General features: G+C 58.4%; 10 protein-coding genes. 1 reads left to right on the top strand and 9 read right to left on the bottom strand.

Going from position 1 to position 12,401, the window contains the following annotated elements; genetic code table 11:
- Positions 1–32: 32 nt before the first annotated feature.
- Together I5L79_RS11805 and I5L79_RS11800 are read right to left on the bottom strand one after the other, a co-directional pair.
- Positions 33–986, bottom strand: a complete 954-nt coding sequence (locus tag I5L79_RS11805; RefSeq protein WP_196955260.1) for an FKBP-type peptidyl-prolyl cis-trans isomerase — start codon at positions 984–986, stop codon at positions 33–35.
- A gap of 39 nt (positions 987–1,025) precedes the next feature.
- Entirely contained in the window at positions 1,026–2,069 is a 1,044-nt protein-coding gene (locus I5L79_RS11800; protein ID WP_196955259.1) for a DHH family phosphoesterase, read from the bottom strand.
- A 496-nt stretch (positions 2,070–2,565) separates the two neighbouring features.
- Between I5L79_RS11800 and I5L79_RS11795 the strand changes: the two genes are divergently transcribed.
- Entirely contained in the window at positions 2,566–2,985 is a 420-nt protein-coding gene (locus tag I5L79_RS11795) for a nucleoside-diphosphate kinase (RefSeq protein WP_149070794.1), read from the top strand.
- Positions 2,986–3,174: 189 nt separating this feature from the next.
- Here I5L79_RS11795 and I5L79_RS11790 read toward each other — a convergent pair whose 3' ends face one another.
- The 7 genes from I5L79_RS11790 to I5L79_RS11760 all read right to left on the bottom strand — a co-directional run bounded on the left by I5L79_RS11790 (position 3,175) and on the right by I5L79_RS11760 (position 12,280).
- Complete coding sequence (locus I5L79_RS11790) at positions 3,175–4,521, bottom strand: nucleoside permease (protein WP_196955258.1); 1,347 nt, start codon at positions 4,519–4,521, stop codon at positions 3,175–3,177.
- 178 nt (positions 4,522–4,699) lie between these two features.
- On the bottom strand, positions 4,700–5,308 hold the full coding sequence (locus I5L79_RS11785) for a superoxide dismutase (RefSeq protein WP_196955257.1): 609 nt from the start codon (positions 5,306–5,308) through the stop codon (positions 4,700–4,702).
- Between the two features lie 102 nt (positions 5,309–5,410).
- Complete coding sequence (locus tag I5L79_RS11780; protein ID WP_196955256.1) at positions 5,411–5,857, bottom strand: nucleoside deaminase; 447 nt, start codon at positions 5,855–5,857, stop codon at positions 5,411–5,413.
- 398 nt (positions 5,858–6,255) lie between these two features.
- Positions 6,256–6,822 carry a hypothetical protein gene (locus I5L79_RS11775; protein WP_196955255.1) on the bottom strand — a complete coding sequence of 189 codons (567 nt, stop codon included), beginning with the start codon at positions 6,820–6,822 and terminating at the stop codon, positions 6,256–6,258.
- Positions 6,823–6,973: 151 nt separating this feature from the next.
- Entirely contained in the window at positions 6,974–7,435 is a 462-nt protein-coding gene (locus I5L79_RS11770; protein WP_196955254.1) for a T9SS type A sorting domain-containing protein, read from the bottom strand.
- Between the two features lie 191 nt (positions 7,436–7,626).
- On the bottom strand, positions 7,627–11,250 hold the full coding sequence (locus I5L79_RS11765; protein WP_196955253.1) for an ABC transporter permease/M1 family aminopeptidase: 3,624 nt from the start codon (positions 11,248–11,250) through the stop codon (positions 7,627–7,629).
- Positions 11,251–11,374: 124 nt separating this feature from the next.
- Entirely contained in the window at positions 11,375–12,280 is a 906-nt protein-coding gene (locus I5L79_RS11760; RefSeq protein ID WP_196955252.1) for an ABC transporter ATP-binding protein, read from the bottom strand.
- Positions 12,281–12,401: the final 121 nt, after the last annotated feature.

Genomic DNA, 12,401 nt, shown 5'->3' with positions numbered 1-12,401 from the left:
GGAAGAGTATGCCACAACCGGAAAAGGTTGCGTTATTTCACGTCAACCAGCTCCACATCGAAGCGGAGCACGGCATCGGCGGGGATATCGGCGCCGGCACCGCGCTGGCCGTATGCCAGCGAAGAGGGGATGAGCAGCGTGGCTTTGGTGCCTTTGTTGAGCAGGGCAATACCCTTGTCCCAACCCGGAATCACCTGACCTACGCCCAAGGGGAACTCAATAGGCTTGCCACCATTGCTCTTCGCCGAAGAGTCAAACTCTTTCCCGTCTAGCAGGGTTCCTTTGTACTGTACCAAAACCGTCTGGCCGGACTTAGGCTTGGCGCCCGTGCCCTGCTGCGCTATCACGTAGTAAATGCCCGAGGCATCTTTTTCGGCCTTCAGGTTGTTTTTTTTGATGTAGTCCTGCAGCACCACATCGTCTTTTTTCATTTGCTGCTCGGCGTAGGCCATCATTTTCTGCTGCTGCACGGCCATCATCTTCTGCTGCTCCACCATGGCCTCGTCGCGGGTCATCAGCTTGGTGGCTTTAGCATATACCGTCATCACATTGCCGGCCTTCTTCATGAATGGCGGCACCGGCACGCGGAACGACTTGGCGAAGATCGTGTCGAGGTTGAAGCGGAACACGCCGCTGTCGCCGGGCTGCATCAGGGAAATAGCATCTTCCAGGCCGCCTTTGGTGGTCAGCTCCTGCAGGGGTACCATCACGGGCGTGCCTTGCTGCTTGCGCGAGCTGAACAGTACGGAATCTTTGGCCGTGCGGTATTCCACGTTCAGGGCCAGGACTTTGCCAATACGGCTCTTGTAGGCCGTATCGGTAGCGGCTATTTCTTTGCGTGAATACTTGCCGCCTTCATTGGCGAAAAGCTGGTATTCAATACCCGATTTGGTTTTGTCGAATCCCTTGTTGCCCTTCTCACAGGAAGCCAGGCTGAGGGTACCGGAAGCCAGAGCCAGGTACAGAAAAGTGCTGTTGAAACGCATGTAAAAAGGAAGAGGGTGTAAACGTAAATTTTGGGCAAGTTACGCCGCAGGCGGCGCAACTGCCAAGGGGCTGGTCACGAGTTGAGTCTGATAGTCGGGCAGCAAACTCAGGAAGCGCTCCACGGTGGCCGGGAGCGGGTCGTAGCTGATGCCGCCGGCGGCATTGTGGTGCCCGCCGCCCTGGAAATGGCGCCGGGAAAAGTCACTGACCGAGAAGTCGCCTACTGAGCGAAAGGAAATCTTCACGGCGTTGCCCCGGTCGATGAGAATGGCGGCAAACACCACACCCTCAATGCTGAGCGCAAAGTTCACGAGGCCTTCGGTGTCGCCGGTTTTCGACTGATACTGGCGCAGCTCATCCTGGGTAATGGCAATGTAGGCCGTGTTGAACTCGCGCAGCACCGTGAGCTTGTCCTTGAGTACGAAGCCCAGGAAGCGCAGGCGCATTTCGGAGTGCGAGTCGTAGATGCGGCGGTGCACGGCCGAGAGGTCGATGCCCGCATTCAGCAGCTCGGCAATGATCAGGTGCACGTTGCGGGAGGTGCTTGGGTGGCGGAAAGAGCCCGTGTCCGTCATAATGCCGGCGTACAGACATTCCCCGATGCCTTTGTCGATCAGCTCCTGGTCGCCCATGTCCCGGATAACTTCAAACACCAGCTCGGCCGTAGCGGCGGCTTTGGCGTTGGAGAAATCGAGGCTGGCAAACTGCTCCGGCTCCTGGTGATGGTCGATAAGCACCTTCGTACCCGAGGCCGCCCGGATGTACTCGCCCAACTCATTGATGCGACTGAGGGCGCTGAAATCAAGGCAGAAAATAACCTCCGAATGGCTGAGCAGGTCCCGCACCTGGGCGTCGTTTTGCGTGGGCTCGTACACGATTACCTCGTCGTTGCCGGGCATCCAGGCCAGAAAATCGGGGTAATCGGACGGGGTGACCACCGTGACGTGGTGGCCTTTCTTGCGTAGGTAGCCTGCCAGGCCCAGCGACGAGCCCAGCGCGTCGGCATCGGGCTTGTGGTGCGTGGTGATGAAAATCTGCCGGGGTTGGGCGAGCAACTCCCGCAGGGCGCTAGTATCGTGCATTGCCTGCTGATAGGTGGCTGAAATCCGGTGGTTTAAGCCGGATACAAGGGCGCAAAAATCGGAAATATTCCGGGTTTCAACAAACCGCGCTTAGGAATGGTGCGCTTTGTTAATGTGGAGAATGTGCTAATGTGGGCTTAATGTGGTTGAATAGCTACATGGTTACATGGCTGTCATGGTGAGGAGGCACAAGGAGGACATCCGTCCTGAGCAACGTGCCAAGCCCCAGGAAGTGCCAAGCCCCCGATGCGGGCAAGCGTCAGGAGCTTTCTGGTAGAAGCACGTATCTGGTGTTGTATAGGACGGATGGCCGCGCTTCGCTCGCCATGACACGCATCAGCAGCACATCATTAGCACATTACCCACATTCTCCACATTAGCGCAGCGCAGCACATTCCTTCACCTTAGCACATTAACAAAGGGGATTCCCTACTTTTGCAGCCGCAATTCCCGTATGCCTTTTCACACTTCACGATAACCCCCCACACCCAACAGTATGGCCACGAACCGCACGTTCACGATGATTAAGCCCGACGCCACCCAGGAAAACCACATTGGTGGCATCCTGAGCATGATTGAGGAAGGCGGCTTCCGCATCGTTAGCCTGAAAAAAGTACTGCTGACGCCCGAGCGCGCCGGCGAATTCTACGCCGTTCACAAGGAGCGTCCTTTCTACGGCGACCTGGTGAAGTACATGTCCTCGGGCCCCATCGTAGCGGCTATTTTGGAGAAAGACAACGCCGTAGCTGACTTCCGCACCCTGATTGGTGCTACCAACCCCGCCCAGGCGGCCGAAGGCACCATTCGGAAGAAATATGCCAAGAGCATCGAAGCCAACGCCGTACACGGCTCCGACTCCGACGAAAACGCTCAGATCGAAGGGGACTTCTTCTTTTCGGCTGACGAACAGTTCTAGACCAAGACGCCAGAACCACGGATTCGCACGGATTTTTCGGATTACACGGATTTTGTGGACGATTCTTCTCCAACAAAAAAGCCTCGCATTGTGCGAGGCTTTTTTGTTGGAGGTTCTAGCTTAACAACCGCTGATTGCGCCAACTACGAAATCCGTGAAATCCGAAAAATCCGCGCGAATCCGTGGTTCCTATACCTGTTCCACCGTCAGCAGGGGCTCGGCGGGGAGTTCGTGCTCAGTGGTTTGGGTGGTGTGCTTGTGCTTGAAGAGAACGACAAACAGTACGGCAATAACCAGGGCGTAGAGGGCAAACGTCAGCCAGATGCCGTGCCAGTCCTTGGTGCCGTCGGCAGCCGTGAAATACTGCTGGATAACGATGCCGCTGACAGAGCTGCCCAGCACGGCCCCGAAGCCGTTGGTCATCATCATAAACAGCCCCTGGGCGCTGGCCCGAATGCTGGAGGCCGTCTGCGTTTCCACAAACAGGGAGCCGGAGATGTTGAAGAAGTCGAAGGCCATACCGTACACGATGCAGGAAAGAATAACCATCCAAAGCCCTGATTCCAGATCACCAAAGGCAAACAGGCCGAAGCGCAACACCCAGGCAATCATGCTGAAAAACATTACCTGCTTGATACCAAATCGACGCAAGAAGAAGGGAATAGCCAGAATGAAAAGGGTTTCTGAGATCTGCGAAATGGACATAATGATGGCCGGATATTTCGCCGCAAGGCCGCTGAGAGTAGCAGAAGGATTGGTTGCTAGCTGGGATAGAAGTTGAGACCAAGATTCAACATTAAAAGGAGTTACAGTTTTACTGACATCATGTAGAAATGTGTCGCCGTAGGCATTGGTTAACTGCAGAGCGGCACCTAGTAGCAGTGCGAACAAAAAGAAGGTGAGCATCTTCGTGTCGCGCAGCAGGGCAAACGACTTCAGGCCAAGTACATCGATGAGTGAGCGGCTGGGCGTGTCTTTGGAAGGCGGCGGGCAGGCCGGCAAGGTAAATGAGTAGAAACCCAGCAGGATGGCGGCCCCAGCCGCTACGTAGAATTGGTTGGCCGACTTCTCGAAGCCCAGCAAGCTCACCGTCCACATGGCCACGATGAAGCCCACGGTGCCCCATACCCGAATGGGCGGGTAGTCCTTCACCACGTCGCCACCCCGACTTTTCAGTACCGAGTACGACACGGCAATGGACAAGGCCAGCGTGGGCATATAGAAAATCATGTTCAGCAGCATCACCCAGAACATGGTGCCGGGCGAGCTAACCATGGGCACCGTAAAGAGCACAATACCGCCCAGGATGTGCAGAATGCCGTAGAGCTTCTCCGCATTCACGTATTTATCGGCCACGATGCCCATGAGCGAGGGCATGAAGATGGAGGCAATGCCCATCGTCGAGAAAATGGCGCCAAACTCAGCCCCCGACCACTGTTTGGTCTGGAACCAGTACGCGCCAATGGTTATCAGCCACGAGCCCCAGATAAAAAACTGTAAAAAGCTCAGAAGAATGAGCCGCAACTTGACACTCATGCAGAACGCGGTTGGAGGGAATTTAAGGAAATTGACTGCTAAATATACAAGAAATCTAACCGGATAGGCAGCTCATCAATGCTGCCCACGCTGGCATTCACAGGAAGCTATAAACGCGCAAAAGCCTTTCCGCGGGCTGCAGAAAGGCTTTTGTGAAATGAACCGGGAACCGGGCTGGTTAGCTGGCAGCTGAGAAGCGGCGGTTTACTTCGTCCCAGTTGATGAGGTTGTAGAAGGCCGCAATGTAGTCGGGGCGGCGGTTCTGGTAGTTGAGGTAGTAGGCGTGCTCCCACACGTCGAGGCCCAGGATAGGGGTGCCTTTGCAGCCGGTGTCGGGCATCAGCGGGTTGTCCTGGTTGGGCGTGGAGCAGATCTGCAGGGAGCCGTCGGGCTGCTTGCACAGCCAAGCCCAGCCCGAGCCGAAGCGCGTGGTGGCGGCTTTGGTGAATTCCTCCTTGAACTTCTCGTAGGAGCCAAAGGCGCTGTTGATGGCCTCAGCCACGGCGCCGGTAGGCTCACCGCCGCCGTTGGGGCCCAGCACCGTCCAGAACAGGGAGTGATTCCAGTGGCCGCCACCGTTGTTGCGCACCGCCGCGGGGGCCGCCGCAATGTTGTGCATCAACTCTTCCAGGCTCTTGCCTTCCAGCTCGGTGCCGGCAATGGCGTTGTTGAGGTTAGTTACGTAGGCCTGGTGGTGCTTCGTATGGTGGATTTCCATGGTCTTAGCATCAATGTGCGGTTCCAGGGCATCGTAAGCGTAGGGAAGCTGGGGCAGTTCGAAAGCCATAGCAGAGTAGGGTTTGGGTGAAAGAAGAAACGAGTTCAGAGTATAACCACCGAAGGGCGGCCGGGGTTACGGCTTCGGTCGGGCGGCACGGCCAAAAGTAGCCTATTTGCGCTTGCGGGCGAAAAACTCCTGCATAAGCGCCGCACACTCCAGGGCCATAATGCCGGTAGCCAGCTCGGTGCGCGGGTGCAGCAGGTTGCCGTAGCGCCGGTAGCCGCGCTTGTCTTCGGGAGCCCCGTACACCACGCGCTTCAGCTGCGCCCAGAAACTGGCGCCGGCGCACATCACGCAGGGCTCTACTGTTACATAAAGGGTGCAGTCCTGCAGATACTTGTTGCCGAGGTGGTTGGCGGCGGCCGTTAAGGCCAGCATTTCAGCGTGGGCCGTCACGTCGCGCAGCTTTTCGGTCTGGTTGTAGGCGCGGGCAATAATCTGGCGGTCCATCACCACTACCGCCCCAATCGGAATTTCCTCCTCTTCCAGCGCATAGCGGGCCTGCTTGAGTGCCTCCCGCATGTAGTGCTCGTCGGAATACAGGGAAAGAGTCATATAGATCGGGACTTGGGGTCTTGGGGACTTAGGGACTTGGTTGGCGGCGCTGGTGGTGCCGGCGCCCGGTCGGCCCCGCCACTGGATCAGTCCAGCGGTTCAATGGGCCTCTGGCAACGGAAAACCCGTCTCCCAACCGTTTGGTTGGACGATTTCCCGCGAAAGGTGGCCATCCAAACAATTGGGAAGCCATCCTACGCACGACAGGTGGCCTCCCAACCATTTGTGAAGCCATCTGGCGCGTGAAATCCGTCATCCAACCATTTGGATCGGCACCTTTCGTCGGAAAACCAGACCCACAACTGGTTGGGAAGAGGTTTTCCCACGAAAGATGGTCCCCCCACTCGTTGGATGCCGCGCAATCAGCCGCGCCAGTCCACATCCCCAAGCCAAGCACTCTACTTCATCGAAATGCTCTGCATCACGGCCTGGGCCACGGGCTGCCAGCGGGCCTGTTCCTCGGTTGGGGCATTGAAGGTGAAGACGGTGAGGGTTTTGCCCTCAATGGCGTACTGCACCAACTGATACTTGCGGATGGGCGCCAGGTTGCTGTTGCGGCGGGTATCAGCCAATTCGGAGGTGAATTCCAGCACGATGAAGTCCCGCTTGTTGATGGTGCGGATGTCCTCCGTGAGAAACGTGACCTTGGTGTACATGTTCTGAATGCTGGCCTTGTAGATTTTCAGCAACAGGGCATAGTCGCCGCTGCCGAAGGGCGTTTCCTTCTGGGCCACGCTCAGATCCACGCGGCCGGCCCGGTCGGTGAAAACGGCCAGGGGCTTGCGCGGGGCCGGAAACTTGGCGGCAATGCCTTCGTCGGGCAAGGGGGTGAAGCCCTCGGGTACGCCCAGGGAGATGCCACCGGCCAGGGCGGTTTTTTTGAGCTTGGGCTTGAGCGCAGCCAGGGCCGAGAAGGCCGTGAGCAGCACCAGCAGGAAAAGGAAACGACTGAAATGCGTTTTCATAGAAAGAGAAAAACAAGAGAGAAAGGGCGGCACTTGGGGCCGCAATCTGCGGGAAAAACGGGAAAAGCCGGCCGGGCAGAAGTAGTCAGTAAAAAAATGCCCCCGCTACCGGGCGGCAGCGGAGGCAAAATCAGGACGCTACTGAAACACCCTAGCGGCGGCTGCGCTTGTTTTTGGTGCTGCTGCTCGATACGGCGGGGTACTTGATGCGCACCTTCTTCCAGTACACATAGTTACCGGTTTTGGCTTCTACCAGGTAGGTGCCGGCCGGAATGCGGCCCAGGTCCACGGGCTGGCCGGTGTTGGTCTGCGGGTCGAGGGCGGTGGTGTAAATCGGCTCGTTCTTGTAGTTGGTCATCACCAGCGTACCGGGTACCGTGAACTGCTGGGTAAAGCTCAGCAGGATAGTGTTGGTGCTGCTGTTGGGATAAACATCAATGCCGGAAAGGGTTTCCACGCGCTTAATGGGCCCGTCCAGCACCACCGGCTCGGCCGTGCTTTTCGACTTCACCGAGGAGTCTTCGTCCTTGGCTTTGGTCTTGATTTTGGTTTGGGCTTGGGCAGCGGAAAAGCTGAGGGCAGAGGCGAGGGCGAGAAGGACGAAACGTTTCATATCGGAAGAAGGAAGGCTGAGGAAGCGGGCAACTGCCCGTGTAAAGTCGCTTTGCAGAAGTCGGGCCAAACTCGCGCACAGCCCAGCTTTGGGGAGGGCTACGGATTTGGGCGGCCGGCAGTTGGGCGCTAGCACCAACAAGAAGCCCGGTCGCAGAACGACCGGGCTTGGAGAGAGGTTCAGATCAGGCATTACGCTTTCTTTTCTTCGGGGGCTTTCACGTTGTCGTCGGGGTTGCGGTCCACCAGCTTGTTAAAGGGGTCGATGCCCACGCGCTCCGGCTTCTCAGGTACGGTAAACTCCAGGCGGTTGCGGCCGGGGCGCAGGTGCTGCTTTTGCACCAGCACGGGCACATCCTGCCACTGGCCGTTCACCTTCTTGCGGGCCAGCACGCCTACTTCCACCAAGTCGCGGGCGTTGGTCACGTCGGTTTCGTTGCCGAGGGAGTCGGCGTAAATCTTCTTGGTATCCACCGTGAACTGGACGCGGTACTGGCCGTTGGGCAGCTTGCGGTAGGAAGCCGAGTCCACCTTGTTCTCGTAGAGGGTAATCCGCTCAAACAAGTCCGTAATCAGGTACTGCAGTGAATCGGGGGTGTGCTTCCGCAGGTAGCCGATAAACTCCACCGAGTTGGTGTACGGGGCCCGCTGGTAGGCTACTTTGTCGCGGTACTCCTTAATGGCGCTGTTCACCGCTGCCTCACCCAGGTAATCCTGCAGGGCATACATCACCAAAGAACCCTTGCGGTAGTGGATGTAGGGCTGATTCTCAACCAGGTACAAGGGTACTTCCTTTTTCCGCTCGAAGCCCCGGCCCGTCAGATAGGAGTTCAGCTCAAAGCGCAGAAACTTCTTCATCTTGTCGGGGCCGTAGAGGTGCTTCATCACCATCAGGGCGCCGTACTGGCTTAGCGTCTCCGACATCAGCGTGCCGCCCTGCACGTTGCCCCCGATGATCTGGTGAGCAAACCACTGGTGCGCCACCTCGTGGGCCGTCACGTAGAGCGGGTAGTCGATGTCTTTGGGGTCGGTGGAGTCCACCTCCGCCACAAAGCCGATACTTTCGGAAAAAGGAATGGTGTTGGGGAAGCTCTGGGCAAAGCCGGAGTAGCCGGGAAACTCGATGATGCGTACCTGCCGGTGCTGGTAGGGGCCAAAGTGCGCGGTGTAGTACTCCAGGCCCTTTTTCACGCCCTGGGCCATGCGCCGGAGGTTGTACTCGTGGCCGGGATGGTAGTAGATTTCGATAGGCACCGAGTTCCACTTGTCTTTATACACCTGGTAGCGGGCCGATTGGAAGGAGTAGAAGTTGAGGATGGGCGCGTCCATCTTGTAGTGGAAATAGCGCCGGCCCTTCTCCGTCCACTCGCGCTGCAAATAGCCGGGCGCAATAGCCACCTGGTCGGGAGAGGTGCTCACCGTCGCCTCAAACCGAATCCAGTCGGCATCGTTGGTGATGTAAGTATTCATGCGGGCCGCCGAGTCACCCACCGGGGCCATGCGGGGCCGGGGCGCCAGGCCCTGCTCTTTGCGGGTGTCGTCGCCGGACAGCTCGGCCTCGGGCTGGTAGCCGATGTGGGGCAGCAGTTGGGAGTTGACGAACGTGCCATTTTCCACGATGCTCGTGTTGGAGCCGCTGTTCTTGAAGCCTGGATTAGTGTAGGCCAGATCGAAGTTCAGCTGCAGGGAGTCGCCGGGTTGCAGGGGCTGAGCCAGGCGCAGGATGCGGTAATCAACGTCGCCCACCTGGTCGTGCAGCACCTCTTTGGCGGGGCGGCTCAAAGCCATCTGCTTTACCTCAGCCTCAACCGCGCCCACCAGGTGCACCGAGTCGATGGGCTGCCGGGTGCGGTTCAGCAGCCAGTAGGAGCCCCGGAAGCGCACGTCGCGCTCCTGGGGGAAGATGTCCACGTTCACCTGCACGGCCGTGATGCGGGGCTGGGGGGCTTTTTCGAAGCGCTTGTACTTGCGCTCAAACGCCGCGCCCAGGGCATCGTTTTCGTCGGAGGTGCGGTACTCGTTTAAGATGTTGGTGTTGTAGAAAATATAAGCACCCAGCCCCGCAAATGCTAGCAGAGCCACGCCCGCCACCACACCCAAGGCCGGCGACAAACTAAAGCGGGCCTGCTGCCAGCGCCAGGAAAAACGCGTCTCGGTGCCCCGGGGCCAGAGCAAGGCGCTGCCCAAGGCCAGCAGCACGGCAAATGCCGCCCAGTAGAGCTTGAAGGCCAGGAACGGACCCACAAAATGCCCGTAGCCGTTCATGGCCGAGTAAGGCGTTTCGGGGGCTCCGTTAAAGGAATACAAGTTGTGCTCCAGCCCTAACGTGCCCTGAAACAGGTTGAAGGCGTAGTACAGGATCATGATGAAGTGCCCCAGGTACTTGTTGTTGACCAGCACCTGCACCAGCATAGCCAGTACGCACAACAGCAGCATGCCTATTAGGCGGAAGCCAAACAGCTCTTGCACATACAGCCCCAGCTCGTAGTTGAAGTAGCCCTTGAAGGTCTGCAGCAGCAGCCCGCACAGCATTACCACGGCCAGCAGCACCACCTGAATCAGCATCAGCGCGCCCAGCTTGGCCAGAAATGGCACCCACGCCGGCATGGGCATAGCATCGTAGATCTGGTTGATCTTGGCATCCCGCTCCCGCCACACCAGCTCCCCGGCGTAGAAGGTGATGATGATGAGCTGGAACAAGGCAAATGTACTGGCCAGCAGCTGCACTACCACCGGCGTGGTGGGGAACGTGTTGGTGCCGTACATTTTGCCTACCTGCATGCCCGTAACCAGCAGAAAAAGCAAGCCCGCTCCGGCAATACCGATGAAGTACACGCTGCGCACCGTGCCGAAAAACTCCAACCGGAGCAGTCGGCTCAACTGGGCCCAGGCCAGGCCCGCCGTGAAGTGCGGCGTAGCCCGTGGCAGCGTCAGATTTGGGGCGGCCTCGGCCACGCCCAGTGCTCCAGCCTTAGGCCGCGGCCCCGAGTCAGCTTTATTGGCGAAGGAAAACCGAAAGAAAGCAAAACAGGCCGCCAGCGTAGTGAAGGCCACGCTCAGCCATAGCAGACGGTTTTGCACCAGCCAGGTGCTCCAGGGAAGCAGGCGGGTGTTCTTCTCGGCCACCGTCCAGTAGCGTTGGGTCAGGTCGATGGCGCTGCCACCCAGTGGGTCAAGCAGGGTGCTGAGCGTATCGTTGTCGAGGTCCTGCTGCAGGGTGCCGCTGATGGTGTAGAGCACCAGAAACAGCACCCCGCCCAGGTAAATGGCTAGGGCCGAACGGGTGAGCGTGGCCGCCGTGAAGAAGATGGCCCCCGACAACAGCAAGTTGGGTATTACCAGCTGCAGGTAGGGCAGCAGGTAGGCGGCGACCACATTGGGGCCCAGCCGTTCCGGCGCAATGGTAGGCCAGTACGTAGCCAGCCAAGCTCCCAGAGCCGCGCCGAGGAATACCAGCACTGTGACTACAAACGAGCCCAGGAAGCGGCCGCCCAGGTAACCAGCCTTGCTGATGGGAGCCGTGTAGTAGAGCGAGTGGGTGCGGTGGTCGAAGTCGCGGAACACCGGGGTGCCCATCATGGCGGAGGTGATGAAGACCCCAAACAGGCTCACCACCGTGAGGATGGTGTTGATTTGGTAAGCCGAATTTGCCAGCATCTTGCCGCTGCCGCCTCCGATGGTCACGTTCACGCCAAACACGCCGGCCACGGCCAGCATAAACAGCCCGGCCATGAGGGCCAGCAGCACAAAGTAGATGTAAGTAGCCGGCCGCTTAAAGCGGTAGCGCAGCTCAAAAAGGAATATTTCCAGGAACATGGTCAGAATATCAGGAAGGTCATGCTGAGCGAAGTCGAAGCATCTCTACCGCTTCGCTGCAAGACTATTCAGACGAAGCAGTAGAGATGCTTCGACTTCGCTCAGCATGACAGACATGTTTGAGTTACTTAGCTACTGGTGCGGTTTCACTGACTGCCTGCTCGGCGGCGTTGATGCGGGCGAAGTACACGTCTTCCAGAGTCGGCTCCACGCCTTCGAACCCGTTGCCGGGCTGGCTCAGGCTGTGCACGTGAATAATGGTCTGGCCCGCAAACAGGCGCGAGGAAATCACCGCAAACTGCTGCTGGTACGTCGCCAGCTCCTCCTTGCGGATGCTGCGCCGCCAGATCTGCCCGCGCACTTCCTCAATGGCCCGCAGCGGGTCGCCGGTATACAGCACCTGCCCTTTGTTGATGATGGCAAACTGCCGGCACAGGTCCGAGACGTCCGACACGATGTGGGTGCTCAGAATCACGATGCGGTCTTCCCCAATTTCAGCCAGCAGGTTATGAAAGCGGTTCCGCTCGGTGGGGTCGAGGCCGGCAGTAGGCTCATCCACGATGATGAGCTTGGGGTTGCCCAGCAAGGCCTGCGCAATACCGAAGCGCTGTTTCATGCCCCCGGAGTAGCCGCCCAGGTTTTTGTTGCGCACCTGGTAGAGGTTGGTTTGCTGCAACAGGGCATCTACCACCTGGCGCCGCTCACTTTTATTGCTGAGACCCTTGAGCACGGCAAAGTGCTCCAGCAGCTCCGCTGCCGTGATTTTGGGATACACGCCAAACTCCTGGGGCAGGTAGCCCAGCACCTGGCGCACGCGCTCCGGCTCCCGCAGCACGTCGATGTCGCCCAGCTGAATGGTGCCGGCATCGGCCTGCTGCAGGGTGGAGATGGTGCGCATCAGGCTGGACTTGCCGGCGCCGTTGGGCCCCAGCAGGCCAAACATGCCGGGCGCAATGCGCAGGCTCACGTCGTTGAGGGCCTTGGTGCCGTTGGGGTAGGTCTTGGACAGGTGGTCGATAACCAGTTCCATAGCTGAAAAGTGTTTTGGTAAGAGAGCGTGAATGCGAGCAGAAGAGCTGCTGCCCGGGCCAGAAAACACCCGCGGCAGGCTCCCAAGCAAACATAGCCAAAGACCTATGAAATGTCCCTGG

Origin of the sequence: Hymenobacter guriensis, from assembly GCF_015773195.1 — a bacterium.
GTDB lineage: Bacteria > Bacteroidota > Bacteroidia > Cytophagales > Hymenobacteraceae > Hymenobacter > Hymenobacter guriensis.
This window is presented reverse-complemented; position numbering and strand designations above follow the sequence as displayed.

Excerpts from the sequence above, each read along its gene's own strand:
- I5L79_RS11805 (WP_196955260.1), bottom strand. The coding sequence starts at position 986 with ATGCGTTTCAACAGCACTTTTCTGTACCTGGCTCTGGCTTCCGGTACC.
- I5L79_RS11800 (WP_196955259.1), bottom strand. The coding sequence starts at position 2,069 with ATGCACGATACTAGCGCCCTGCGGGAGTTGCTCGCCCAACCCCGGCAG.
- I5L79_RS11795 (WP_149070794.1), top strand. The coding sequence starts at position 2,566 with ATGGCCACGAACCGCACGTTCACGATGATTAAGCCCGACGCCACCCAG.
- I5L79_RS11790 (WP_196955258.1), bottom strand. The coding sequence starts at position 4,521 with ATGAGTGTCAAGTTGCGGCTCATTCTTCTGAGCTTTTTACAGTTTTTT.
- I5L79_RS11785 (WP_196955257.1), bottom strand. The coding sequence starts at position 5,308 with ATGGCTTTCGAACTGCCCCAGCTTCCCTACGCTTACGATGCCCTGGAA.
- I5L79_RS11780 (WP_196955256.1), bottom strand. The coding sequence starts at position 5,857 with ATGACTCTTTCCCTGTATTCCGACGAGCACTACATGCGGGAGGCACTC.
- I5L79_RS11775 (WP_196955255.1), bottom strand. The coding sequence starts at position 6,822 with ATGAAAACGCATTTCAGTCGTTTCCTTTTCCTGCTGGTGCTGCTCACG.
- I5L79_RS11770 (WP_196955254.1), bottom strand. The coding sequence starts at position 7,435 with ATGAAACGTTTCGTCCTTCTCGCCCTCGCCTCTGCCCTCAGCTTTTCC.
- I5L79_RS11765 (WP_196955253.1), bottom strand. The coding sequence starts at position 11,250 with ATGTTCCTGGAAATATTCCTTTTTGAGCTGCGCTACCGCTTTAAGCGG.
- I5L79_RS11760 (WP_196955252.1), bottom strand. The coding sequence starts at position 12,280 with ATGGAACTGGTTATCGACCACCTGTCCAAGACCTACCCCAACGGCACC.